The sequence below is a fragment of the uncultured Erythrobacter sp. genome, from assembly GCF_947492365.1.
In the GTDB taxonomy this organism is placed as follows: domain Bacteria; phylum Pseudomonadota; class Alphaproteobacteria; order Sphingomonadales; family Sphingomonadaceae; genus Erythrobacter.
The window spans coordinates 870647-896145 of sequence record NZ_CANLMB010000001.1 but is presented as its reverse complement, the minus strand read 5'-3'; the positions used below and the strand labels follow the sequence as shown (position 1 = coordinate 896145).

The 25499-nt window shown below is 60.0% G+C and carries 25 protein-coding genes and 1 tRNA gene; 5 read left to right on the top strand and 21 right to left on the bottom strand.

Going from position 1 to position 25499, the window contains the following annotated elements; all coding sequences use genetic code 11:
• The first annotated feature begins 64 nt into the window (after window positions 1-64).
• The 3 genes from Q0887_RS04375 to hflX all read left to right on the top strand — a co-directional run bounded on the left by Q0887_RS04375 (window position 65) and on the right by hflX (window position 3543).
• Window positions 65-1456 (top strand): sigma-54 dependent transcriptional regulator, encoded by a 1392-nt coding sequence (locus Q0887_RS04375; RefSeq protein WP_299192639.1) that lies wholly within the window; start codon window positions 65-67, stop codon window positions 1454-1456.
• Window positions 1457-1636: 180 nt separating this feature from the next.
• Window positions 1637-2227, top strand: coding sequence for an RNA chaperone Hfq (gene hfq / locus Q0887_RS04370; protein ID WP_299192637.1), 591 nt, complete (start codon window positions 1637-1639; stop codon window positions 2225-2227).
• A 17-nt stretch (window positions 2228-2244) separates the two neighbouring features.
• Window positions 2245-3543: a GTPase HflX gene (gene hflX, locus Q0887_RS04365; protein ID WP_299192635.1), complete on the top strand. Its 1299-nt coding sequence runs from the start codon at window positions 2245-2247 to the stop codon at window positions 3541-3543.
• An 8-nt stretch (window positions 3544-3551) separates the two neighbouring features.
• Here the strand turns inward: hflX and mazG are convergent, their stop codons facing one another.
• The 9 genes from mazG to Q0887_RS04320 form a co-directional block, all read right to left on the bottom strand.
• Complete coding sequence (gene mazG / locus Q0887_RS04360) at window positions 3552-4334, bottom strand: nucleoside triphosphate pyrophosphohydrolase (protein ID WP_299192634.1); 783 nt, start codon at window positions 4332-4334, stop codon at window positions 3552-3554.
• 64 nt (window positions 4335-4398) lie between these two features.
• Window positions 4399-4581 carry a hypothetical protein gene (locus Q0887_RS04355; protein WP_299192632.1) on the bottom strand — a complete coding sequence of 61 codons (183 nt, stop codon included), beginning with the start codon at window positions 4579-4581 and terminating at the stop codon, window positions 4399-4401.
• Window positions 4578-5360: an MBL fold metallo-hydrolase gene (locus tag Q0887_RS04350; protein WP_299192630.1), complete on the bottom strand. Its 783-nt coding sequence runs from the start codon at window positions 5358-5360 to the stop codon at window positions 4578-4580. The genes Q0887_RS04355 and Q0887_RS04350 overlap by 4 nt, the downstream gene beginning before the upstream one ends.
• Window positions 5361-5370: 10 nt before the next feature.
• Complete coding sequence (locus tag Q0887_RS04345) at window positions 5371-6147, bottom strand: TatD family hydrolase (protein ID WP_299195236.1); 777 nt, start codon at window positions 6145-6147, stop codon at window positions 5371-5373.
• Window positions 6147-7718, bottom strand: a complete 1572-nt coding sequence (gene metG / locus Q0887_RS04340; RefSeq protein WP_299192629.1) for a methionine--tRNA ligase — start codon at window positions 7716-7718, stop codon at window positions 6147-6149. Before metG ends, Q0887_RS04345 begins: the two co-directional genes overlap by 1 nt.
• Complete coding sequence (locus Q0887_RS04335; protein WP_299192627.1) at window positions 7711-8670, bottom strand: DNA polymerase III subunit delta'; 960 nt, start codon at window positions 8668-8670, stop codon at window positions 7711-7713. The genes metG and Q0887_RS04335 overlap by 8 nt, the downstream gene beginning before the upstream one ends.
• Window positions 8667-9320, bottom strand: coding sequence for a dTMP kinase (gene tmk / locus Q0887_RS04330; RefSeq protein WP_299192625.1), 654 nt, complete (start codon window positions 9318-9320; stop codon window positions 8667-8669). The genes Q0887_RS04335 and tmk overlap by 4 nt, the downstream gene beginning before the upstream one ends.
• Window positions 9317-10462, bottom strand: a complete 1146-nt coding sequence (locus tag Q0887_RS04325) for a D-alanyl-D-alanine carboxypeptidase family protein (protein ID WP_299192624.1) — start codon at window positions 10460-10462, stop codon at window positions 9317-9319. Before Q0887_RS04325 ends, tmk begins: the two co-directional genes overlap by 4 nt.
• Window positions 10463-10523: 61 nt before the next feature.
• Window positions 10524-11576, bottom strand: a complete 1053-nt coding sequence (locus tag Q0887_RS04320) for a lytic murein transglycosylase (RefSeq protein WP_299192623.1) — start codon at window positions 11574-11576, stop codon at window positions 10524-10526.
• A gap of 203 nt (window positions 11577-11779) precedes the next feature.
• On the opposite strand from Q0887_RS04320, the gene Q0887_RS04315 reads away from it, so the two are divergent.
• Window positions 11780-11869, top strand: a tRNA-Ser gene (locus Q0887_RS04315).
• A gap of 17 nt (window positions 11870-11886) precedes the next feature.
• Here the strand turns inward: Q0887_RS04315 and Q0887_RS04310 are convergent.
• From Q0887_RS04310 to Q0887_RS04280, 7 genes are all read right to left on the bottom strand, one after another.
• Entirely contained in the window at window positions 11887-13752 is a 1866-nt protein-coding gene (locus Q0887_RS04310) for a cation:proton antiporter (protein WP_299192621.1), read from the bottom strand.
• Window positions 13753-13761: 9 nt separating this feature from the next.
• Window positions 13762-13953, bottom strand: coding sequence for a hypothetical protein (locus tag Q0887_RS04305; RefSeq protein ID WP_299192619.1), 192 nt, complete (start codon window positions 13951-13953; stop codon window positions 13762-13764).
• A gap of 1 nt (window position 13954) precedes the next feature.
• On the bottom strand, window positions 13955-15367 hold the full coding sequence (lpdA, locus tag Q0887_RS04300; RefSeq protein ID WP_299192617.1) for a dihydrolipoyl dehydrogenase: 1413 nt from the start codon (window positions 15365-15367) through the stop codon (window positions 13955-13957).
• Window positions 15368-15534: 167 nt separating this feature from the next.
• On the bottom strand, window positions 15535-15912 hold the full coding sequence (locus tag Q0887_RS04295; RefSeq protein WP_299192615.1) for a hotdog domain-containing protein: 378 nt from the start codon (window positions 15910-15912) through the stop codon (window positions 15535-15537).
• Window positions 15905-16297 (bottom strand): hypothetical protein, encoded by a 393-nt coding sequence (locus tag Q0887_RS04290; RefSeq protein ID WP_299192614.1) that lies wholly within the window; start codon window positions 16295-16297, stop codon window positions 15905-15907. The genes Q0887_RS04295 and Q0887_RS04290 overlap by 8 nt, the downstream gene beginning before the upstream one ends.
• A gap of 8 nt (window positions 16298-16305) precedes the next feature.
• Window positions 16306-16803: an SH3 domain-containing protein gene (locus Q0887_RS04285; protein WP_299192612.1), complete on the bottom strand. Its 498-nt coding sequence runs from the start codon at window positions 16801-16803 to the stop codon at window positions 16306-16308.
• Window positions 16800-18212 (bottom strand): 2-oxo acid dehydrogenase subunit E2, encoded by a 1413-nt coding sequence (locus Q0887_RS04280; RefSeq protein ID WP_299192611.1) that lies wholly within the window; start codon window positions 18210-18212, stop codon window positions 16800-16802. Before Q0887_RS04280 ends, Q0887_RS04285 begins: the two co-directional genes overlap by 4 nt.
• Window positions 18213-18378: 166 nt before the next feature.
• Here Q0887_RS04280 and Q0887_RS04275 point away from each other — a divergent pair, with 166 nt between their 5' ends.
• Window positions 18379-18831: a universal stress protein gene (locus Q0887_RS04275; protein WP_299192609.1), complete on the top strand. Its 453-nt coding sequence runs from the start codon at window positions 18379-18381 to the stop codon at window positions 18829-18831.
• 9 nt (window positions 18832-18840) lie between these two features.
• Here the strand turns inward: Q0887_RS04275 and rnr are convergent, their stop codons facing one another.
• From rnr to phaR, 5 genes are read right to left on the bottom strand one after another with little or no spacing between them, the layout of a single operon-like run.
• The gene (gene rnr / locus Q0887_RS04270; protein ID WP_299192607.1) at window positions 18841-21144 is read right to left on the bottom strand and encodes a ribonuclease R; all 2304 of its coding nucleotides are present in this window, start codon (window positions 21142-21144) and stop codon (window positions 18841-18843) included.
• A gap of 38 nt (window positions 21145-21182) precedes the next feature.
• Window positions 21183-22583, bottom strand: a complete 1401-nt coding sequence (locus tag Q0887_RS04265; RefSeq protein WP_299192605.1) for a M28 family peptidase — start codon at window positions 22581-22583, stop codon at window positions 21183-21185.
• A gap of 39 nt (window positions 22584-22622) precedes the next feature.
• Window positions 22623-23234: a DUF805 domain-containing protein gene (locus tag Q0887_RS04260; RefSeq protein WP_299192603.1), complete on the bottom strand. Its 612-nt coding sequence runs from the start codon at window positions 23232-23234 to the stop codon at window positions 22623-22625.
• Between the two features lie 21 nt (window positions 23235-23255).
• Entirely contained in the window at window positions 23256-24812 is a 1557-nt protein-coding gene (gene proS, locus Q0887_RS04255; RefSeq protein WP_299192601.1) for a proline--tRNA ligase, read from the bottom strand.
• A gap of 49 nt (window positions 24813-24861) precedes the next feature.
• Window positions 24862-25452 carry a polyhydroxyalkanoate synthesis repressor PhaR gene (phaR, locus tag Q0887_RS04250; RefSeq protein WP_299192599.1) on the bottom strand — a complete coding sequence of 197 codons (591 nt, stop codon included), beginning with the start codon at window positions 25450-25452 and terminating at the stop codon, window positions 24862-24864.
• Window positions 25453-25499: the final 47 nt, after the last annotated feature.

Below are 25499 nucleotides of genomic sequence, written 5' to 3'. Positions count from 1 at the left end.
AAGACCGACTTCAAACGAACCCCTCACGGTCCCCGCGGACCGATCCCCTCACAAGGAGTAGCGCATGGCGCTTGATATCCTGATAGTCGATGATGAACGCGATATTCGCGAACTGGTTGCCGGCGTGCTTGGCGATGAAGGCTATGAATGCCGCACCGCCGCCGACAGCACCAGCGCGCTCGCTGCGATTGACGAGCGTCGGCCGAGCCTCGTCCTCCTGGATGTTTGGCTGCACGGGAGCGATATGGATGGGCTCGAAATGCTTGACGCGATTAAGCAGCGTGAGCCCGATCTGCCTGTCATCATATTCTCCGGTCATGGCAATATCGACACCGCCGTGTCGGCAGTCGGGCGCGGGGCGATGGACTTTATCGAGAAGCCGTTCGAGGCCTCCCGGCTGTTGCTGCTGGTCGAGCGTGCAACCGAGACCGAGCGTCTGCGGCGCGAGAACACGCAGCTTCGCGATTCCAGCTGGGGAAGCGCCGATTTCACCGGCAATTCGCCTGCGATCAACGCGGTCCGCGCGACCCTCAAACGCGTGGCGAATACCGGTAGCCGGGTGCTAATTTCGGGACCAGCAGGGGCGGGCAAGGAAGTTGCCGCGCGGATGCTGCATTCATGGAGTAATCGGTCCGACAGCGCCTTCGTGCTCGTCAACTCGGCCCGCATCACACCCGAACGTTTTGAACAGGAGCTGTTTGGCGAGGAAGCGGACGGCAAGCAGGTTCGACCGGGCCTCCTCGAAATGGCTGACGGCGGCACTCTCTATCTCGATGAAGTTGCCGATATGCCTTTGTCGACGCAGGCGCGTATCTTGCGCGTGTTGACCGAGCAGAGCTTTGTCCGCGTCGGCGGCACCCGCCAGATCGGCGTGGATGTGCGCGTGGTCTCCTCCACATCGCGCGATCTCGCAGCCGAGATGGAAGAGAAGCGCTTCCGTGAAGATCTGTTCTACCGTCTGAATGTTGTGCCGGTCTCGATCCCCTCACTGTCCGAGCGCCGTGACGATATCCCCGCATTGGCAGAGCATTTCTTCACCCGCTATTCCTCCGACCAGGGCCTTCCAGCACCCGAAATCTCAGAAGAAGCTATGGCTGCTCTTCAGGCCTATGACTGGCCGGGAAATGTTCGCCAGCTTCGCAATGTGGTTGAGCGCACGATCATCATGACACCGCGCGAACGTTTGACCGTGGTCGAAACCGACATGCTACCGGGCGAGATTACGGGCGGGCGGCTTGCGGCTTCAGGGCAGGGGCTGACTGCGATGATGGGCGTGCCTTTGCGAGAGGCGCGCGAAAGCTTTGAACGCGAATACCTCACCATCCAGATCCGCCGTTTTTCGGGGAATATCTCCAAAACAGCGACCTTTATTGGGATGGAGAGGTCTGCGCTTCATCGCAAGCTTAAGCTGCTTGGCATGGCCGAACGGCGCGAAGCAGAGCGCAAGGCTCGATAACATCCAAGTCCGCGCGTTATTCGCCGTAACAATATGACGCTCGTCGATTGGAAGAAATTCTAGCGTTGCGAGTGCGGCCAGCACGCGCCATTATGCTGGTCGAGCTTCACATCGCGGAACGGCGCGAGTGTAGCGATATCGCGGACCGTAAGGACGGCCGCCAATAAACAGGAGCATAATATGTCCAATGGGCGAACTCTCTCTCCGCGCCCTCGGAGCCCCGACGCCGATCAAGGCAGCAGCGCCGGATCCAGTGCAGCGCGGCAGGGAAATCTTCAGGACGCCTTCCTGAACCTTTTGCGCAAGAACAAGGTTCCGGTGACGATGTTCCTTGTAAAAGGCGTTAAACTTCAGGGTATTGTCACCTGGTTCGATAATTTTTCGATCCTTTTGCGGCGCGATGGCCAGTCGCAGCTGGTCTATAAGCACGCGATCTCGACCATTATGCCCAGCGGGCCGGTCGATGCCGAACAGTTTGGAAATCGCGGCGGCAAACACAAGCAGCGCCAACTGCAGGATGTCTTCCTCAGCCGGGTGAGCGATGCCGGCGTTCAAGTGACCATGTTCCTCGTAAACGGCGTGATGCTGCAAGGGCGGATCGCAGCCTATGATCTGTTCTGCATGCTGCTCGAACGCGATGGCGCGGTGCAGCTTGCTTACAAACATGCCGTTTCGACAATCCAACCCGCGAGTCCTGTCGATCTGTCCGGCGATGATGGCGAGGATGTAGACGAAGATGACGACGCCGACGATTTCGGGACCGACTACTGAGCTTCGATGAAACATTGATGGACGAGGTAACGCGCGGTGCGCGAAGCCTGGTCTTGTGCCCTGATATCAGGAGCTTCCGCTACGATCTTGATGCAAAGGATCGTCTAGCGGAGGCTGAAGGTCTGGCGCTCGCGATCGGTGTGGAGATTGAGCATTCGACGGTTCTGCCGATCCGCCAGATGCAGCCCAACACGCTGTTCGGATCAGGTCAGGTCGAGAATATCAAGATCTGGTGCGAGCAATATGAGTGCGAGCTGGTCATCGTTGATGGCGCGCTCTCGCCGATCCAGCAACGCAACCTCGAGGACCGGCTCAAGCGCAAGGTGATCGACCGAACCGGCCTGATCCTTGAAATCTTCGGTGAGCGCGCAGCGACCGCTGAAGGCCGCTTGCAGGTCGAACTTGCGCATCTCGACTACCAGCAAAGCCGCCTTGTGCGCAGTTGGACCCACCTTGAGCGCCAACGCGGCGGATTCGGCTTTCTTGGCGGTCCGGGTGAGACACAGATCGAGGCCGATCGGCGGATGATCCGTCAACGGATGGGACGCCTTCGCCGAGAGCTTGAACAGGTTCGCAAGACCCGCACTTTGCACCGTGAACGGCGGGGAAGGGCACCCTGGCCCGTGATCGCGTTAGTTGGCTACACCAACGCCGGAAAGTCCACTTTGTTCAATCGCTTGACCGGTGCAGAGGTCATGGCTGAAGACCTGCTTTTCGCCACGCTTGACCCAACAATGCGCGCAATCAGTCTGCCCGGTGTCGAGAAGGCAATCTTATCCGACACCGTTGGCTTCATCTCCGATCTGCCAACTCAGCTTGTCGCAGCATTCCGCGCAACGCTGGAAGAAGTCACCGGGGCTGACATCATCTGCCACGTGCGTGACATGGCCAATCCGGCTCATGCCGCGCAAAAGAAGCAGGTGATGGAAGTGCTTGCCGATCTTGGCGTTATCGACGGCGCAACTGGCACAAGCGATATCCCGATCCTCGAAGTGTGGAACAAGGCCGATCTACTTGATCCAGACCGGCTCGAGGCGCTGAAAGAAGCCGCAAGCGCGCAAGAAGCTGTGCTTGTTTCGGCAGCGTTGGGTGACGGGATTGACGATTTCGCAGAAAAGACCGGGCAGATGCTCACCACAAAGGCGAGCGAAGTCACGGTGACTTTGCCCGTATCAGATGGCCGCCGAATTGCGTGGCTGCATGCGCATGGCGATGTCTTGGAAGAGGAAGATGCAGGGGAAGGGGAGCAGGGTCCTTTGAGGCGCTTGACTGTCCGCCTCAACCCGAAGGAATTGGGTCAATATTCGACGCTTTGATTTTGAATTTAAAAGGCTTTTTCGTTTTTCTTTACCCGCTGCCAGTAGCCTTCCTGCTCATCGAGCGAAAGCGCTTCGAAATCCGCGCCATCTGCGGCAGCTAGCTCCTCCATTTGCCGGAAACGCCGCTCGAATTTTGCGTTCGACGCTTTGAGCGCCTGTTCGGCATCAACTCCATACCGACGCACGATATTGACGGCGACGAACAACACATCGCCCGCTTCAACGAGTTTTTCGTCTTCGCTGGCTTCTTCCAATTCTTCGAGTTCTTCCAAGAGCTTGTCGCGAGGACCTTTGACATCATGCCATTCAAACCCGACGCGCGCGGCGCGCTTTTGCAACTTCTCTGACCGCATCAGTGCCGGGAGGGCCTGAGCAACGCCGTCCATGGCGCTCTTAGCACCGGTATCTGCGCGTTCACTGGCTTTGATGTCCTCCCAGCGTTTACCATCCATCACACCTGTTTCTGAGCCGAAGATGTGCGGGTGCCGCGCTTCCATCTTGTCGCTGATCGATCGCGCGACGTCTTCGAAGGCAAAATGACCAGCTTCCTCAGCCATACGCGCATGGAAGACGACTTGGAGCAGCAGGTCACCGAGCTCGCCGCGCAGTTCGTCCATATCCTGGCGTTCGATAGCGTCGGAAACTTCGTAGGCTTCTTCGATTGTATAGGGTGCGATAGTTTCAAAAGTCTGCGCGACATCCCATTCGCAACCTCGCTTGGGATCGCGCAGACGCGCCATGATTGAGAGGAGGCGGTCTATTTGAGGCGAAAGGGGAGATAGGGTCATAAGCGATCTGGTAGAATGATAATATATATTATGTTAAATTGAGGTCGGGCATCAGGGGGCGACCTCAAGTCGGCAGCCTAATCCCCAACAGATCCGCAACCACATACAGCCCTGCAAATATTGCGAACCAAACAAGCGCCATTTGCGCAATCTTGCTCCAACCAAGCTTAAAACTAGCCAGAGCGCTCCCGGCAAGGATCAACCAACCGAGCATCGCTACAATCGAAATCCATGCACCTTCATTCATGCAATCATCTCCAAACCGTCATAACCCACGGTAACATGTTCCGGCACTTCATCCACCAGACTGCGATAATCCATACTCTTGTCGAGATGGCTTAGCACAAGCCGATTGGCTCCGGTTCGTTCAGCCAGTTCCAATGCCATCGCGAGATGCGCATGGGTTGGGTGCGGATTGCGGCGCAGGCAATCGCTAACGAGAATGTCGACGCCTTCATAAAGATCAATCATCTCGTCAGAAATCGAACTGAAATCAGTAGCATAAGCGATGGACTTGCCGTCCGCTTCAAAGCGAAAACCGGTCGTTTCACCGGGGCCATGTTCCATCTGGCACCATTCGACACCGAAACCGGATACCATTCTGAGCCGGTCGAGCGTGTCGATCGTGCAAATGGTGGGATATCCCTCTTGCCCGGCAAAGACATAGCCGAAGCGTTGCCGCAGTCGCCGGACAGTCTCGCTCGATGCATAACCCGGGATCGGGCCACTTCGGCCATAGCGCAACACGCGCAGGTCATCGATTCCATGGCAGTGATCGGCGTGGTCGTGGGTCCAGAACACACCGTCGATCCGGTTGATCCTGTTGGCCAGCAACTGCGCGCGGCAGTCGGAGCTGGTGTCGATCAGCAGCCGCTTGCCTTCATTGCTCTCAACCAGGATTGAGACGCGCGTGCGGCGGTTGCGGGGTTCTTCGGGGTCGCAGGCACCCCAATCGCCAGTGCCGTCATCACCGCCTATACGCGGCACACCGGTCGATGTGCCTGATCCAAGCATGATGAGCTTCACCGGCCCATACTCACAAGGCAGCCTTGCTAAAGAGCCGCCTGAAATTCTCGGTCGTCTGCTCAGCGAGGCGTTCAGGATCGGTCCCGCGCAATTCAGCGACAAAACGCGCTGTGTCAGCCACGAAAGCAGGCTCGCAGGTCTTGCCGCGATTGGGAACCGGCGCGAGAAACGGGCTGTCCGTCTCAACCAACAGGCGATCCGCCGGAACTTCCTTGGCGGCTTCCTGCAAATCCTTGGCGTTCTTGAACGTGACAATGCCTGAAAGAGAGATTGTGAGGCCCAGCTTGAGGCATTCGCGCCCGAATTCAGCCGAAGCGGTGAAGCAATGGATCAGCGCGGGAAACGCGCCCTTCTCCATCTCCTCACTCAGAATCTGGAGCGTATCATCCTCGGCATCGCGCGTGTGGATAATGACTGGCAGGCCCGTCTCGCGCGCAACGTCGATATGCATGCGGAACAAGGCGGCTTGCACTTTGCGATCCGAATGTTCGTAGAAATAGTCGAGACCCGTCTCGCCAATTCCGATGACGCGGTAATTCTCGGTCGCTGCGAGCAACTTTGCACGCCCCAGATCCTCATGGTCGTCGGCATGATGCGGGTGAATGCCGACGCTGGCGAAGACATCTGGTTCGCGGTTCGCGGTGGCAACAACTTGCTCCCACTCGGACTCTTTGGTCGAGATATTGAGGAAGGCCCCCACCCCCGCCTCACGCGCACGGCTGAGCACGCCCTGCTGATCTTCAACGAGACCTTTGTACTCCAGATGGCAATGGCTATCGACGAGCATCAAGCGGCGTCCTCTTCGGGCAGTTCGAGACGCGGGAAGAGCGGCGTCGGCTTGTCGACCGTGAAACCGCTCGCGACCAGACGCTCAAACCAGTCACTGTCGGCAAGAGAGGCGTAACCGCGCGCGCCCTCGCCAATTCCAAGCTGGTCGAGCAAGGCGGCGGCCTTCTCCGGAATGACAGGCTGAATCGCAATTGTGAGGTCACGCATGGCAATGAACAGCGTTTGCAGCACCACCTTCATCCGCTCCGGATCGGTTTTCTTCAGACCCCACGGCGCCTGCTCGTCAACATATTGATTGCACGCATAGACAGCGCGCATCCACGCTTCGATGCCGTGAGAAAAGTTGAGCTTCTCAAACTCGGCGGGAAGAAGACTGCTGCAAGCGTCCGAAACCTCACCAAGAAGCGCATCATCGTCAGGTGCGCTCTCAAAGGCCTCCAACTTGCCGTCCATGTTCTTGAAAATCATGGAAAGAGTGCGCTGCGCGAGGTTGCCGAAACTGTTTGCCAGCTCGGCATTCGCCCGCGTTACAATTGCTTCGGCGGAATAACTACCGTCCTGCCCGAATGCCACTTCGCGCATCAAGAAATAGCGCAAGGCATCCACGCCGAATTGGTCTGCCAGCGCGAGCGGATCGGTAACATTGCCGAGCGACTTCGACTCCTTCTGCCCGCGATTGAGCAAAAAGCCGTGGCCGAACACCGCGTCGGGAACAGGCAGCTTCGCGCTCATCAGGAAAGCCGGCCAGTAGATCGTGTGGAAGCGCACAATGTCCTTGCCGATCAGGTGCAGGCTGGCGGGCCAGAATGTCTCCATTTCCGGCGTCTCGCCGGGAAAGCCAAGGCCTGTGAGGTAATTGGTGAGCGCATCAACCCAGACATACATGACGTGATTGTCGCTGCCCGGCACCTTCACACCCCAGTCAAAGCTTGTGCGGCTGACCGACAGGTCGCGCAGGCCCCCTTCGACAAAGGCAATCATCTCGTTGCGGCGGCTTGCCGGTTCCAGAAAACCCGGCTTACGCAGCAATTCGAGCAAAGGTTCCTGATATTTGGACAGGCGGAAGAACCAGCTTTCCTCGACGGTCCATTCCACCGGAGTGCCTTGGGGTGAGAGCTTTTCGGCGCCCTCCCCTGCGACCAGCTCGCTTTCGTCGTAATAGGCCTCGTCGCGGACTGAATACCAGCCTTCGTAGCGATCGAGATAGAGATCACCCGCAGCCTCCATCCGCCGCCAGATTTCCTGACTGGCGCGGTGGTGATCGTCCTCAACAGTGCGGATAAATCGGTCGAAGCTGATATTGAGCTTCTCGTCCATCTCGCGGAAATAGCCCGACATCTCATCGGCGAGTTCGCGCGGGGTGCGCCCCTGCTCTTCCGCCTTGCGCGCCATTTTGAGGCCATGCTCGTCCGTGCCCGTCTGGAAGCGCACTTCGCGTCCTCGCAGCCGCTGGAATCGGGCGATGACGTCTGCGGCAATCCCCTCATAGGCATGCCCGATATGCGGGCGACCATTGGGGTAATTGATCGCAGTGGTGATGTAGTACGGTGTGTTTTCAGCTTCAGCCATGGGCAGGAGCGCTAGCGGGGGCGGCGCGCATGAGCAAGGTGCCGATTTCAAGCGTGAGCAGGCCGGTGTCGAAATTATAGTTGGGCGCTTGCGCTGCGAGGGTCACGAGGTCGCTGTGCACCTCAACCAGAGAGGCGCGGTGAGCGCTGTTGTCGGTTCTCCGCGCGAGGCCTGCTGCGATCGCCTGAGCCAGCTCCATGATTGCCTGCAAACGAACACGGTCAGCGCGCGCTCCGATGAGGCGGGACAGCTCTGCGCGCGCATTGAAGATGTTATCACCCTTGGTCAGCAAGTCGGTGACAAGCGCAGCGACAGGTGCAAGATCCTGCTCGGCAAAACGCTGTGCGGCCCCGAATGAGCCCTCGGCCGCGCGGATCGCAGTTTCGATGTCGCCTTGCGCCCCTGCTTCCTTGAGCATTGCCTCAAGCTGCGCATCCTTGAGGATCGGAAAACGCAACACGCGGCACCGCGAACGAATCGTCGGGAGCAATCGCGAAGGCCGGTGGGTCACGAGCACGAAGAAGGTGCCTTGCGGCGGTTCCTCAAGGCTCTTGAGCAGCGCATTGGCCGCGCTCACCTCCATCTCGTCAGCCGGATTGATGATGATCACGCGGCGATCACCCAACGTCGGGCGCGTATTCAGCCGTTTCTGCATCGCGCGGATTTGCTTCACGCGGATCGATCGCGCGCGCTCGTAATCCTTGCCATCAGCGGCGGCGCGTTCGGCCTTGTCGTCCTTAGGACCGTAAGTGAGTTCGATTATATCCGAATGATCGCCAACCGGTTGCGGAATGCCTTCTTGAGCCACCAACTCGCGCGCGGCTGCCATCGCAAAATCACGTTTGCCCAACCCGCTCTTGCCCGCAAGAATCCACCCGTGATGCATCCGCGAGCCGCTCATCGCGCCTCGCCATTCGCTCCAAGCGCTCGTGTGATTGGGCCAATCGGTCACGCGGCTTCGCCCTCGATCAGGGGGCGCAGCTCATCAAGGATACGCGCATGGACTTCTTGCGGAGTGCCCGTTCCGTCCACAATGCGGAAGCCGTGCGGATCGGCCTCGGCCAGTTTGCGGAAACTGCGCGCGACCTCACGGTGATAATCGATGCTGCGCCCGCCAATCGCATCGCTGGTGTCGCCGTCGCGTTCGGCGAGGCGCTCCGAAAGTCGCGCTTCGTCGACTTCAAGCAGGATGGTACAATCGGGGCGCATGCCGTCGCTGCCGAATTGGTGGAGAGCCTGAATGGCCTCATCGCCCAGCCCCCCTGCCCCGCCTTGATAGGCACGGCTTGAATCGACAAAGCGGTCGCTTATCACCCAGGTGCCTTCTGCCAGTGCAGGCCGGATCAAGGTCCCAACGTGATCCGAGCGCGATGCGGCAAAGAGCAGCGCTTCCGCGCGCGCGTTCCAGCCTTCCCCCGGTGGGTGCAGCAGCAATTCGCGGATCGCTTCTGCGCCCGGAGTTCCGCCGGGTTCACGGGTAACTTTGACCACCTTACCACCCTTGCGCAAAGCATCGGCCAGCATCCGGCTTTGGGTGCTCTTTCCGGTTCCCTCACCGCCTTCAAAGGCAATGAAGCGGCCGTATTTTGGTGTAGAGGTCACGAGAACCACCCCGCCACTCCATTGATAATACGCGCGAAAAAACCTGCTTCGGCGACGCTCTCAGCCGCCAGCAAAGGAACTTGCGCCGGCTCCATATCGGGAACTTCGATCACCAAAGTGGCAATTTCGTCTCCGGCATGGATCGGCGCTCGCACGGGTCCATCATAGCGTATCGAAAGCCTGAGATCGGCAGTGCGTCCGCTTGGCACATTGACGAACACCGCCCGATCCGTTCGCAACATCACCGCACGAGCGCTGCCATCCTGCACCCGTGCATTGCCGACGCTCTCGCCTGCAACGAACAACTGCTCGCGGTCAAAGGCACTGAATCCCCATTCGAGATAGCTACGCGCAGCGCGCGCCCTGATCGCATTGCGCGAGACGCCTGCGACCACCAGAACAAGCCGCTGCCCGTCGCGCGCAGCAGTACCGAGATAACCGAAGCCAGCTTCGTTGGTGTATCCGGTCTTGATACCGTCGGCGCCTTCGACCCGTCCGATCATCGGGTCGCGGTTGGGTTGTTCGATACCGCTATATGCGTAGCCTGGCTTGCCCATATAGCGCGCATACTTCTCCGGATGCCCCTCGATCATCGCCTCGGCGAGCGTCACAAGATCGCGCGCCGTCGTAAATGTCCGCCCCTCATCCGGCCAGCCATTGGGTGTGCCGAAATGGCTGCCAGTCATTGCAAGCCCGCGCGCGCGTTCATTCATCGCATCGACCCACGCAGCCACGCTACCCGCATGGCCTTCTGCCAACATGATCGACGCGTCATTGGCGGAGATATTGGCGATCCCCATGAGGAGGCTCTCAACCGGCACTGTATCGCCGGCATTGATCCACATGGTCGAACCTTCGCCGTTCCATTCGCGCCAGGTCTCGTCGCGCATCGTCAACACTTGCGCGGGATCGAGTTTGCCTTCGTCGACAAGCTCGAATGCATGAAAGAGCGTCATCACCTTGGTGATCGAAGCAGGGACAAAGCGGCGGTCGATATTGCGGGCATGGAGCACTTGTCCGCTGGTGACATCGACCAGCATCGCAATCGGCGCGTCGCTATCGGACGGCACTGTAGGAGAGGCTTGCGCATGAGCGGTCGCCGAAAACAGCAATGCGGCAATCATGCCGATGGTTCTGATCATTCTCGAAAACACGACCAGCGATATACGCGCGGCTCGACCAAGATGCGAGGGCGCGGCAAGCTTAGTTCACGATTTCGTCAGCCAGCAATCCAACACTCATCGCGTAATAGTTTGAGCAATTGTATTCGAGGATCACGCGGTAATTTCCTGTGAGGAGCCATGCGCGGGTTCCCGGACCGTCTGGCTGGAACAACGAGGTTAGGGTGTCGTCAGGCAAAGGTCGCTGCGGCTGCACGCCCAGCGCGCGCCATTCGGCAACTGTTTTCCACTGGCTGTGACGCTCGTGGACGCGCGGGCAAACCGGGGCGACAAGCTCAGTTTTGTAAGCATCGACATCAAAGCCACTAGGCACAGCCGCGCGAACGCCCCAGGGCTGTCCGCTGCGCCAACCGGCGTCCTTGAAGTAGTTGGCAATCGAAGCGAATGTATCCGCGCGGTTGCTGAAGATGTTCGCGCGCCCATCCCCGTCTCCGTCGACGGCAAGGCGCAGATAGACTGACGGCAGAAACTGCGGATTGCCGAAGGCTCCGGCATAGCTCCCCACCAATTCACCGCGCGTGAAGCCGCGATCCGCGACCTTCATCAACGCCACCCACTCGCCTGCAAAGAGGTCACGGCGGCGGCCTTCCCAGGCGAGAGTGGCAAGGCTGCGCGACAGGTCGAAATTCCCGCGGATGCGGCCGTAGCTCGTCTCATGCCCGAAGATCGCGACGACGATTTCGCCCGGCACGCCATATTCGCGTTCGATCGCGCGAAGCTGCCCGCTATGGGCGCGGAACACACTTCGTCCGCCAGCAATCCGCGCGGAATTCACATGGGTCGCGATATAGGGAGCAAGCGCCGGATAGCCGCGCCGTGTGGGCGTGCCCGGCTGTCCCTGATCGAGTCGGATCACCCGTGCATTTGGAGTGAGACCAACTGTCATGCGCTGGATCGTCGCCTCGCTCACACCCTCCGCGCGGGCACGAGCCTTGAGCAGCTCCATATAGGCGTCAAAAGCAATACCGTCGCGCGCAGCCACCTGCGCCTGTGTTGGCGATGGCGCGGCGATTGAGCCCAACCCCAGCGTAGCAATGGTCAGAAACGCGAAGGCGAAGAAGCGTTGGATCGGCATAGTCAGTTTGTGTCTCACAGCAGATCTGAATCGGGCATGAGCGAGTATGAAGCGTCGCTCTTATACCTTATCGGCAATTGCATGTTTCAATCCAAACTCAAAGTTGCTCCGGCACGGATCAGCTGTTTTTTCCTACAAATGATCGCGATTGCGTATCTCGTAGTGACAAGGTGGCTTCGCATCGCTAGCGAGCTTTCCTGCGCGGACAGGTGGCAGAGCGGTTGAATGCACCGGTCTTGAAAACCGGCAAGGGTGCAAGCCCTTCGTGGGTTCGAATCCCACCCTGTCCGCCAACCACATTCCAGAAAGCTCAAGAACCGCGCTTCGTGATCGCGTCCATCTGCTCGGACAGTTTGCGATCCCATTCGCCCCGCAATTCGTTGATCCGTGCGAGCAGCGGTTCGTTGTCAAACGCAGGGACGTCGGCTCTCCAAAGATCGGCGACCTCGATCATCGCGTTGCGATCCATTGCTTCGAAAGCATCAACCATCGCCTGCGCGGATTGCCGATCGTTGCCAAGTGCCTCCAGGGCAGATCGACCCATCCTGAGAGATCCATCATAGGTTTCCCGAATGATATCGCGGCATCCCAGCGACCAAAGCCGATAGACGTGATCGCGGTCGATCGCCCGCACAATCACATGCAGCTTGGGGAAGTTGCTGATGGCATAGGAGACAAGCTTGTCGATCTGCTCCTTGTCGTCGAGTGCCACGATCAAAAGCTTTGCTTTTGCAATGCCCGCACTGGCGAGCAGATCAGGACGGGTGGCATCGCCAAAATAGCTTTTGACGCCGAATTTCTTGAGAGCCTCAATATGGCGCGAATCATAGTCGATGACGGTCGATTGGTGCCCCGCGGCTTCAAGAATGCGGTCAATCAGTCCGCCAACCCGTCCGCGCCCGGCAAGGATGATATCATTGCTTTCATCAATCGCATCTGACTCGCGGCTTTCGCCAGAGACGAAGCGGGGAACGACGACCTTGTCGAAGAGAATGAACAATAGCGGCGTTAGCAGCATCGAGAATGCCACCACCATCAGCAGGAACTCTGAAAGCTCAGGCGCAAGCACTGCGCTACCCGACGCATAGGCGATCAGCACAAACCCGAATTCGCCCGCCTGCGCTAGGCCGAGCGTAAACAGCCAGCGATCTTGCCCCACAAGTCCGGCCATTTTCGCGATGATCCACAGCACCACCATCTTGCTGCCGAGCAAGACAGTCGTCCACAAGAGCAACGAGTTGAACTGCGCAATTGCTGCGCTGAAGTCGATTCCTGCTCCCACGGTGATGAAGAACAGGCCAAGCAGCAGGCCCTTGAACGGGCTGATATCCGCTTCGAGTTCGTGGCGATATTCGCTGTTTGCCAGCACTACGCCAGCAATGAACGCTCCGAGCGCTGGCGACAGGCCGACCAGCAACATCAGCAGCGCGATTCCGATCACGAACAGCAGCGCAGCGGCGGTGAAGAGCTCGCGCAACTCTGCCGAGGCGATGAAACGGAAAACCGGGCGGGTCAGATAGGCCCCGATGAACACGACCAGCCCCACTGATCCGATGGTGATCAATCCCGCGAGCCATGCCGGCAAACCTTCGACAAGGCTCAGCCCGCCATGGCCGTGATCTGCGGCGTTTTCGCCAGCGGTACTCGCCGCTTCGACAAGTTCCGGTATCGCCAGCAATGGCAGCAATGCCAAGATCAGGATCACCGCGACATCCTGAACCAGTAGGACCGAGAAGCTCGCCTCCCCGCCCTGGGTGCGCATCAGGCCCTTTTCCTCGAGGGTCTGGAGCACAATTGCGGTCGAAGAAAGCGCGAGGATCATGCCCACCGCAATTGCCGTGCGCCACTCCTCGCCGGTCATCAGGCTCACGCCTGCGATCAGCAAAGTCGTGACCAACACCTGCCCGCCGCCCAATCCGAGCAAGCGCTGGCGCATTTGCCAGAGCCGTTTGGGTTCAAGCTCAAGACCGATGATGAAGAGCATCATCACCACGCCGATCTCGGCGAATTGCTGCATCCCCGCGACATCAACGTCGAGAAACCGCAAAGTCGGACTGACAGCCACACCCGCGAGCAGATAGCCCAGCACCGACCCGAGGCCGAAGCGCGTGGCAAGCGGGACAGCGACAACTCCGGCGATCAGCAGGATGAAGGCGAGAAGGAGGAAGTCACCCATGACTGTGCGCTAATCGTCCTCTTCCGGCGGTTCCATGTGGTCAAGGTGATCGAGGTCTTGCTCGTCCCCATGCAGATCGCCCCACATCACCAGCGACGGCGCGAACTTCTTGCCCTTGGGGAACATCGCGCCTTTGAGATGTGCGACAAGATCCTCCTTGGTCAGGAAGGAGTTCTCAGCCTTGGGGCCCTCGTCCGCCATCCTAGAAGTGCAGTGCGCGGCCATAGGCGTCGAGGACGCTTTCGTGCATCATCTCCGAGAGCGTCGGATGCGGGAAGACGGTTTGCATCAGCTCTTCTTCGGTCGTCTCGAGCTGCTTTCCGACCGTGTAGCCCTGGATTAGCTCGGTGACTTCCGCGCCGACCATATGCGCGCCCAGCAACTCGCCGGTTTTCGAGTCAAACACCGTCTTGATGAAGCCTTCCGCTTCGCCCAGCGCGATGGCCTTGCCATTGCCGATGAAGGGGAAGTTGCCGACCTTCACGTCGTAGCCCGCTTCCTTCGCCTTCGCTTCGGTCATGCCGACACTGGCGACCTGCGGGTGGCAATAGGTGCAACCCGGGATGTTGTTGCGGTCGAGCGGGTGCGGGTGGACGTCCTTGTTGCCCATTTCCTGCGCGATAGCTTCGGCGCAGGTCACACCTTCATGGCTCGCTTTGTGCGCCAGCCACGGGCCGGGAGTGCAATCGCCGATGGCCCACAGGCCCTTGCTCTTGGTCCGGCAAAGCGGGTCAATCTGGATGAAGCCGCGATCGAGCTCGGCATGGCTTTCAAGACCGATATTCTCGGTATTCGGCACGATCCCGATGGCGACGATGGCATGGCTGAACTCGGTGGTTTCGACCTTGCCCTTCGCATCCTTGATCTTTGCGGTGACGCCTTTGCCATGCGCTTTGAGATCCTCGACCCCGGCGCCGGTCATGATCGTCATGCCCTGCTTTTTCAGGTTTTTTTCAAGGAAGGTCGAGACGTCCGCATCCTCAACCGGCACGATCCGGTCGAGCATCTCTACAACCGTCACATCGACGCCCATATCGTTGTAGAAGCTCGCAAACTCGATACCGATGGCGCCCGATCCGATCACGAGCAGCTTGCTTGGCATTTCGGGCGGGACCATGGCGTGGCGATAGGTCCAGACGCGCTTGCCGTCAGCTGGCGCAAAGGGCAGGTCGCGCGCCCGGGCTCCGGTGGCGACGATGACGTGTTTGGCGGTGAGCTTCTCCTCACCCTTATCACCCTTCACCGTCAGCGAAGTCGGACCGGTCAGTGTGCCCTCACCCATATGGACGGTAATCTTGTTCTTCTTCATCAGGTGGCCGATGCCTTGATTGAGCTGCTTGGCCACTCCGCGCGAGCGCTTGACGATGGCGTCGAGGTCCGCCTCGATCGTGCCAGCGACCTTCAGGCCGTAGGACGCCGCGTGGTCCATGTAGTGCTTGATCTCAGCAGAGCGCAGCAGCGCCTTGGTCGGGATGCAGCCCCAGTTGAGGCAGATGCCGCCCAGGTTCTCACGCTCCACAATCGCGGTTTTCAGCCCCAGCTGCGCGCAGCGGATCGCCGCGACATAGCCACCCGGACCCGAACCCAACACGATCACATCGTAACTCGCTGACATTACGCCTTTTCCCTCTATTCTCACCGAGACATGGACCGCATGTTACACGGTCCAGAAATAAATATTTGCTCTGCGCAGCCGGCCCCGCGACGGGCATATTATGGGCCAAGAATTCGCGCAGTTTCATCCCATCATTCATCGCATTTCGCAGCCCTGTAGGACAGCCCTTAACCGCCTGCACTTTCCACGGCGCGCGGCCGGTCATCTTCATCGAGCAGCACGAATTTGAACGTGCCGTTTGAAACTGTCGTGAGCGCCTCGCCATCACGTTCCCGCCCGACCCCTTCGGCCTGGATCGTCAGCGACGTGGTGCCCGTGGCGACGACTTCGCAATAGACGCTCAGCTCATCACCCAGCTGCATCGCGCCGGGAAAGGTGAAGTCGCTGGCATGGACGACAACCGCCTTGCCGTTTCCCACCCGGCTCGCAAGCGCACCCGCACCCAAAGCCATCTGCGCCATCAGCCAGCCCCCGAAAACCCCACCATAGGGGTTGAGGTCGCTCGGCATGGCGGTGGCGCGGATGTAGGGTTGGCGGTCAGACATTCAGAGCATCGCGCTGGGGTTTGAGAATCCAGAACCAGCCAAGAACTGCGTAGACATTGGCCCCGATCAAGCTCGGCACGCCGAACACAAAGCCACCGAATACTTGGCCAAGCACCATGGTAACGAGCAGCAACATGACGCCCGCCATGTTCGCAATCATGAAAACAGTTACGGCAGATTGCCGGAGCTGCTCGCCCGCCAGATAGTAGGTCAGCAACGCGATGGGCAGACCCACTGCAAAGGATCCCACCGCCGCAACTGCAAACAACTGGAGCGACGAATCCGCATCTCCGCCGATCACCAGAACCCAAGGCAACCAAGCAGCGACCGCCGCCGCAAACGCGATCACCAGCGACTTGGCAAAGAGAATAAGCATGTCGCTCATGACCTGGACTACCCCGCAATCAACTCAACAAAGCGCTGGCTTACCCAGCCAGAGCGGCACGGACCGTCATAGGCGCGCACTTCGCTAACTGGAGAACCGGTGCCGCAGCTTGTGCCACTGGCGCCCGAAGCCTCGTAGACAATCCCGATCCATCCATCGGCCTCTTCACATAGTGACACGCCGGTTCCGGTGGTCAGGCGGTCCAGTTCCTCAGCATCACTCGAAGGAGCCGCGCGGACAGACAGGAAATTGTCACCATCAGGGTTGAGCCCTGTTATCTCGCCATAGCTACCACACGCATCGAATTCCGGACCGTCAAAGCCCACGCGCACGGGCCGCGCATCGACGCCGAAAACGGGTTCTTCGGGCGGAGCAATTGCAGCCGTTTCGACCACTTCATCTTCGCCAAATTCGCCTGTTTCGATCGGGTCTTCTTCAGATGCAGGCGCCCCGCATGCGGCGAGCAGAACCGTCATCGCGCAAGCGGATGCAGTGAAAAGCCTCAAACCACCAGCCCCATCGGGTTCTCGATCAGGCTGCGGAACTGGTCGAGCAGTTTCGCCCCGTCCACACCGTCAATCGCTCGGTGGTCGAAGCTGCCGGTGACGCTCATCACAGTCGCAACCTGCAGCGCGCCATCGACCACAAACGGCCGCTGTTCGCCCGCGCCGACCGCCAGGATCATGCCCTGCGGGGGGTTGATGACCGCGTCGAACTGCTTGGTGCCGAACATGCCGAGGTTGGAGAGCGAGACGGTGCCGCCCTGATATTCATGCGGTTGCAGCTTGCCGTCGCGCGCCTTGCCCGCAAGCTCCTTCATCTCCTTGGATATCTCAGCAAGGCCCTTGCGACCAGCATCACGGATGATCGGGGTGATCAAGCCGGTGGGCGCGGCGACCGCGACAGACACGTCCTCGCGCGTATATTGGTGCATCACGTCGCCCTGGAACGAGACGTTGCACTGCGGCTCACGCTGCAATGCGCGGGCGAGCGCCTTGATAATCAGATCGTTGACCGACAGCTTTACGCCGTCCGCTTCGAGCGAGGCGTTGAGCTGTTTACGCAAGCCCAGCAGCGGGTCGAGCCGCACATCTACGGTGAGGTAGATGTGGGGGACCGTTTGCTTCGCCTCGGTCAGGCGGCGCGCGATAACCTTGCGCACATTGTTGAGCTTCTGCTCTTCGTACGGCGCGTCGAATTCGTTGGCTGGTGCAGCGGCGGGAGCCGGTGCTGGTGTGGCCGCCGCTGCAGGAGCGGGTGCGGAGGCAGGGTCGAAGCTCTCGACATCCGCCTTCACGATACGGCCGTTCGGACCGGAGCCGGTAACGGCGGAAAGGTCGATGCCTTTCTGTTCGGCGATCCGCTTGGCCAGCGGCGATGCGATTACGCGGCCGCCGCTTTGTGCGGGAGCTGGTGTAGGCGCTGGTGCCGGGGTTGGTGCACGTGCAGAACCACCGCCACCGCCGCTTCCCATCGCGGCTTCAACATCGTCCTTGGTGATTTTGCCTCTGGGGCCGGTGCCGGTGATGCTTGCAAGGTCGATCCCTTCAGCCTGCGCCAGTTTGCGCGCGGTCGGGCTCGCCGGTGGGCCATCGCTCGCAGCTGGAGCCGGGGTGGGTGCAGGAGCGGGAGCAGCGTCACCAGCGGGCGCGCTCACATCGCCAGCATCTTCGCCTTCCTCGGCCAGCATCGCGATAACCGTGCCAACCGCGACGTTCTCCGTACCCTCATCAACGGCAATCGCGGCAAGCACGCCTTCATCGACCGCCTCGAATTCCATCGTTGCCTTGTCGGTTTCAATTTCGGCCATGATATCGCCCGATGATATCTGGTCGCCGACCTTCACCAGCCATTTGGCGAGCGTCCCCTCTTCCATCGTGGGGGACAAAGCGGGCATCTTGATTTCGATGGCCATGGTGGTGTCAAAACTCCCTTACGGCATGCTGGAATATCGGGTTCAATAGGGCTTTAACCGCTGAAACGGATGGGGCAAGCTTTTGTGCGGAGACTTGCCAAATTGGCGTTTTGGCTGGATATCGTGAACCGGAAAGGCCCAAAACAGGGCCAGAACAAGGAACGTTATGCGCACATTCCTGGTCATTACCGATGAAAGCGACGAGGCCCGCGCGGCTTTGCGCTTTGCCGCGCGGCGCGCGGTGCAGGTCGGCGGCGCGGTCCATATCCTTGCCGTGGTGGCGCAGCAGAATTTCAGCGCATTCGGCGGCGTTCAAGCCACCATCGAAGAGGAAGCGCGCGACCGTGCAGAGATCCTCGCGCACGGCGTTGCGGGCAATTTACTGGCAGAAAGCGGGCTAATGCCGACGATTTCGGTGAAAATCGGCGCCGGCCAGACGATCGTCAGCGAGTTCCTCGAAAGCCACAAAGAAGTTGCTGCCCTCGTTCTGGGAGCGGCCAAGGGCGGCAATCCGGGGCCGCTGGTGACCTATTTTGCGGCACATGCAGGCACTTTGCCCTGCCCTCTCTACGTCATCCCGCACGATTATGACGAGACGAATAGCGACCACGAAGCTTAGGCTCGGGGCTTACTTGCGCCGCCCCTGATGGCGGATGTTACCCGGACGACCGCGCTTGCCCGCCTTGAACTTCCCAGCTTTCCCCGCAGGCATGCGCTTCTTTTCGTATCGCGGCGCAGGACGGGTCCCGCGAGTTTCAATCACATTGCCATCGGCATCGACCGGCACGAACTTGAGCGCTCCGGTGAGCGCGTTTGCCTCAGCCAGTTTAAGCTTCAGCCGGTCGCCCGCGCTGTAGGTCGTGCCGCTACTCTCGCCGATCAGCGACTGCGCGGCCTCGTCATGGCGGAAATATTCCGAGCCCAGCGTTGAAACCGGCACCAGTCCGTCACCGCCCAGCCCGACGATGGTGGCGAAAAAGCCGAAGCCCTGTACGCCCGTGATCCGCGTGTCGAACGTCTCGCCCACTCGGCCCGAGAGCCAAGCCGCGACGTAACGGTCGATCGTATCGCGCTCAGCCTCCATCGCGCGGCGCTCGGTCTGGCTGATCGCGTCGGAGACCTCTTGCAGGCTCGCGCGGTCCTTGTCCGACAATCCGCTTTTATCCGGCAAATTGCCTTTGGGAGAGGGCTGTTCGAGCTTGTAGGCATCGACCAGCGCGCGGTGGACCAACAAGTCGGCATAGCGGCGGATCGGCGAGGTGAAATGCGCGTAGGAGCCAAGCGCGAGGCCGAAATGTCCGGCATTGGCGGGTCCGTAATAGGCCTGCATCTGGCTGCGCAGCACGGCTTCCATTACCTGTGCTTTTTCAGATTCTTCGGTGATATCCTTGAGCAAGCGGTTGAACAGGTTCGGCGTAACAACCTGTCCCAACGCCAGTTTCTTGCCCATAGTCGCGACGTAATCACGCAGGGCAATCAACTTCTCGCGGCTCGGAGTCTCATGAACACGATAGACAACGGGAGACGTCTTCGCCTCAAGCGCCTTGGCCGCGGCGACATTGGCGGCGATCATAAAGTCCTCGACCACGCGGTGCGCATCGAGACGTTCGCGCACGGCAATCTCGGCGATCTGGCCGTCCTCGCCCAGCACAACGCGCCGCTCAGGCAGTTCGAGATCGAGCGGATCGCGCGCCGCCCGAGCCTTGGCCAATGCGCGCCATGCCCCCCAGAGATGTTCGAGATATTCAGGCGCTTCTCCGCCATCCACTGACGCCTGTGCATCTTCATAGGCGATGTTGTGGTGGATGCGCACAATCGCGCGGGTGAAGCCGCGATTTTCAACCTTGCCCTCTGCATCGATATGCAGGTGGCAAGCCATCGCCGCGCGATCCTCATCCTCACGCAGCGAGCAGACATCAGCCGAGAGCAATTCCGGCAGCATCGGCACGACGCGGTCGGGGAAGTAGACCGAGTTGCCGCGTTTACGCGCTTCCTTGTCGAGCGCGGAGCCGGGGCGCACGTAAAAGCTCACATCGGCAATCGCGACGAGCGCGTTGTAGCCGCCCTTCCCGTCCGGCTCAGCCCAGATCGCATCGTCGTGATCGCGCGCATCGGCTGGGTCGATCGCAACGATCGGGAGTGCGCGCAGGTCCTCGCGCTTGTCTTCGGACAGCGCAAGGTCGGCCGCAATGCCTGCTTCTACGATCACTTCAGGCGGGAAAGTGTGCGGGATGCCGTGCTTGGCGATGGCAATCAGGCTGAAACTCTTGGGTGCAAGCGGATCGCCGATCACCTCGATCACCTTCACGCCGCTGCGTTCGGAGCGTCCTGCGCGCTCGGCGATCACCAGCTGGCCTTCTTCCGCCTCACCAACATCGCTGATTGGGGAAGACGAGCGGATGCGTTTGTCGATAGGTGCGAGCCATGCCTTGCCCGCTCCGTCCAGCTCGACCACTCCCATTAGCCCTTCGGTACGCGCGGGCAGTTTCTTGATCGGATGCGCCACCCAACTGCTTTCTCGCTCTTCGGTGCGCGCGAGCACACGGTCGCCGCGTTTAAGTGCGGGCGCTCGTTTGCCGCCGCGTCCCTTCACCTCTTTCACCGTCAGGCGCGGAGGCTTTTCCGCAGCATCGGGGGACCAATTGTCAGGCACCGCAATCGGCTCGCCATCCTCGATCTCAACGATGCGCAGCACAGTGACCTTCGGAACGCCGCCCATACGGTGATAGGCGGTTTTCTTACCGTCGATCAGGCCCTCTTCGGCCATATCTTTGAGCAATCGCTTGAGCGCGATCTTCTCCTGCCCCTTGAGACCAAATGCCTTCGCGATCTCGCGCTTGCCGGCGGGGCTATCGGAGGTCTGGATGAATTCGAGGAGCTGCGTCTTTGTCGGCAGACCTTGGGGTTTGTTGTGGTGGGAGCGTTTCGCCATAAGCCGCGCCCCTACAGGGTGCGGCTCAGGGTTGAAAGCTATTCCTCGGGCTGTTCAACCGGTTCAAACGCACCGCCGGGTACTGCGCTGGAGACAGGGGAGCAATATTCGCCGTTGCAGGCTTGGACACCGAAGATCCAGTCGTCAGCTCTTCGGCGAATTGCGATCGTGACCATCCCGTTTTCTGGAACGCCAGAATTCAACGGCGTCAGTTTCACACCATTGTCCCAGTAAGGCTCGTCGGTCCTTCGATCAAAATACCGAAAGTGCGTTGCTCCTGCGGAATAGGTCCACTGGAGCTCAGTATCGGTTCTCACGGCTCCGTCAGCTGTCATTATGGGCGGCATCGGAGCATGCGCCAGATGATCCAGCGCCCGCACATTCAGCACGCTCGCGCGGGTCAAATACTCAAAGTCAATCTCGTCCACCGTGTCGCCGTAATTCACCCCGTCTTCGGTGCGCAGGTCCTGATGCTGGTGGTCATAATCTTCCACCGCTACGGTCACGCGCACAGCGGGATAACCACGGTCGAGGAAGGGGATCTGATCCCCGCCCCGCCCCATGCGATCAGTCCGCCATATCTGCCGCACCTGCATGCCGTCGGGATATTGCGCGGCAAAGCCTGCGAGCCAGCGCGACAGGTTGCGGCCAGGCGAATCGTTCTCACCCCCGAAACGGCGCTGGCGGGCGCGCAATTTCTCGGTGGAATCGGCGCGCAAGCCTTCCGAAAACACGCGCACCACGTCCGGCTCGCAATAGCCGTCTGAGCCGCAACTGTTCCCGATCATATCGTTGTTGAGGACCGCCTTCACCGTCATGCCCTGCTCGGTGACCCAATCGGCGAGAATGCCCGCACCGTAGAGCCCCTGCTCCTCGCCGGTCAGCAGCGCGTAGATGATGGTCGAGGGGTATTCGCGGCTGCTCAGAATGCGCGCGGCCTCAAGCACCATGACGCTGCCCGAACCGTCATCATTCGCGCCGGGCGCATCGTCTGTGCCATTCAGGGGATCGGTGACACGGCTGTCATAATGCCCTTGCACAATGATGACTTCCTTGGGCCGTTCGCTGCCCCACTGGATCGCCACTGCATTGCGGATCAATGTTGGCTCGGGGATCCGACGGCCATCGGGTTCGACCACGCGGCCCACAGGCTGCACGTCGAGACAACCGTCACACGCCGCGCTCATCCGGCCGAACTCCGCGAGCGCCCAGTCAACCGCTGCGCCAATGCCACGCTCGGGATCGGTCTGGGTCGAGAGCGTGTGCCGCGTACCAAAGCCGACTATCGTGTCCATATCGGCGCGCAGGCGGGCTTCGGACACTTCCAATCCCGGATCGTCCAGCGTAGCTTCGGCAGTGCCTTCCGAATGCCCGTCAGCGGCGAGCGGCGATGCGAGAATGGCGAAGGGAGCGGCGAGCGCAAGGAGGCGTTTGTTCATGGCGCGCACACTGCCGCGCGCGCCGAGTGCTGGCAAGCCTCAGTGCAGATCGGGCTCTTCGCCATACTGGTTCGGGCCTTCCTCAGACGGCCAAACGCCGAAAATGATGCCGATGAGCGGCGCGAGCCAGCCTACCAGTCCCATCACACCCATCTCCGCCTGCATCGCAAATGGGTCTGCGACCGCCGAACCGTCCGCGCCAGAGGCCATGGACGCTCTCATCATCTCTTCCACCTGATCAATCACCACGATGTTGTAAGCGAGCGAAAAGAGATACGCGGCAATCGGGACCACCGCGATCCATCCGGTAAATCCGCCATCGTGGAGACGCCTCACAAATGACGCCGCGAGCATCCCGATGCTGATCACTCCTATGATTGATCCCACAATTATCTGGAACTTCACCCAAACCAGCATGTCGTCCAGGACAGAATCGATAGCTTGGGCGGTGGCATCCACACTTTCGGGGTTCTGAGTGATTGCAGAAATCATCCCCGACGACATCGAGATAATCATGGGAACAGAGGCAAGCATCGAAACCGCATATTGCACGATCACCACGACCAGCACCCAGAACCAGAATGTCTGGCGCGCATCGCGGCCATTGAAATTGGTCAGATTGCCGAGGTTGTGGCGGATTGACTTGATCATGATGCCCCCTTTTGTGTTCGCTTAGTACGCGCGCGCAATCAGAATGCGCTCGGTCGCGGGTGCGCCTGTGAAGATGCAAGTGCCGTCCGCTGCTTCGCCATCCCGCGGGACATTGCGGAAGGTGAGCTTTTCGCCTTTGAGCTGCTCGACAACTTTCGCCAGTTCTTCGCCAGTAGGCTTGGCCCACTGGACCTCGACCCAGCCCGGATACTTGCCGCCCTTGCGGTAGAAATTGACCACGTCGTGCCAGTGGGTGAGCCCGCGCGTGATATTGGCATCGTGGCGCGCGCGCGCCTCATCATAGAGCGCCTTTTGAATGTCTTCGAGCAAGGCAGGAGCCTGCGCGGCGAAGTCCTCGCGGGCGATGAAACTCATCGCAGGCTTACCGTTGTCGGCGTTCCACAGCTGGTCGCGGCGGAGCATTGCCACTTTGCCGTTCTCCATATCGCGCGGGCCGACTTCGATGATGACCGGAGCGCCCTTGCGCACCCAGTCCCAACGCTTCGCAGTCGCCTTGCCAGGCGTCTTGTCGAGCAGAACGCGCACGCGCTCGCCCATGCTCCATTGCTCGGCGAGCGACGCGCGAATTTCTTCGCAATAGGTCAGCACGTCATCGTCTTCGGGCTTGTCCCGCAGCATCGGTAGGATCACGATCTGGTGCGGAGCGATCCGGGGCGGCACGCGCAGCCCGTCATCATCGCCGTGCGTCATGATGACCCCGCCAATCATGCGGGTGGAGGTGCCCCAGCTGGTCGTATGGCACAGTTGCTGCGTGCCTTCGCTGTCCTGATAATGGATGCCGGCCGCGCTCGCGAAAGATGTGCCGAGATAGTGCGAGGTGCCCGCCTGCAGCGCCTTGCCATCTTGCATCATCGCTTCAACCGACCAGGTTTCATCCGCACCGGGAAAGCGCTCATTCTCGGGCTTCTCGCCTGCGACGACCGGCATGGCGAGGTCTTCTTCAAGGCAGGCGCGGTACATCTCCAGCGCGCGGTGCGTCTCCTCCAGAGCCTCTTCACGTGTGGCGTGCGCCGTGTGCCCTTCCTGCCAGAGGAACTCGGACGTGCGCAGGAACATGCGGGTGCGCATTTCCCAGCGCACGACATTGGCCCATTGGTTGATGCGTAGCGGCAGGTCGCGCCAGCTCTGAACCCAGCGCGCCATCGCATCGCCGATGATCGTTTCCGAAGTCGGACGCACAACCAGCGGCTCTTCAAGCTTTGCCTCGGGATCAGGGATCAGGCCGCCTTTGCCGTCGCCGATCAGCCGGTGATGGGTGACGACCGCCATCTCCTTGGCAAAGCCGTCGACGTGATCCGCCTCACGCTCAAAATTGGCGAGCGGGATGAAGAGCGGGAAATAGGCGTTGTCGATACCATCGGCCTTGATCCGGTCATCCATCAGGCGCTGGACGCGTTCCCAGATGCCGTAACCCCACGGCTTGATCACCATGCAGCCGCGCACGCCCGATTCCTCGGCCATGTCAGCAGCGGAGATGACCTCCTGATACCATTTTGCGAAATCATCTTCGCGCTTCACATTGAGCGCGTGCCTGATTGCTGGGCCTTTGTTAGACACTTGTTGTTTTCCTGATCTTTATCGAATTTCTTGCGCAGCCAAGCGGGCGTTACTTGCCCAACTCGTCGAGCTTCTTTTGCATCGCTGCCATCTGCTCGCGCAAGGCCGCGATTTCGTCGGCCGAGGTGTCGGCGGCCTTGGTTGCGGGCTTCGACGCCTGTGCCTTCTTGGCCCGCGCGCCCGGAATGAACGTTTCCGCAGCCGCACGCATCATCGCCATGTTGGTCTCGTGGATCGCGGCCAGCGGGTTCTTCGCCAGACCCTGCTCGAAAGCCTCGCGGATTTTCGACTGGTTCTCGCGGAAATTGGTCATGCTCGCTTCGAGATAGGACGGCATCAACGACTGCATCGAATTGCCGTACATCCCGATCAGCTGGCGCAGGAAACTGACCGGCAGCATCTGCTCGCCATTGGATTCTTCATCCATGATGATCTGGGTCAGAATCGAGTGGGTGATGTCGTCACCGCTCTTGGCATCGAACACCACAAACTCGACATTGTCGCGCACCATTTTTGCAAGGTCATCTAGCGTAATGTAGCTCGACGATGCGGTGTTGTAGAGACGCCTGTTGGCGTATTTCTTGATAACGGTTGTGCCTTCGGGCACCTCGATCGATGCCTCGTTAGATTTGCGTGCCATGCGTCTGCCCCAATGCGACTCTTATTGCTCTGGCCACGTATTAGCAC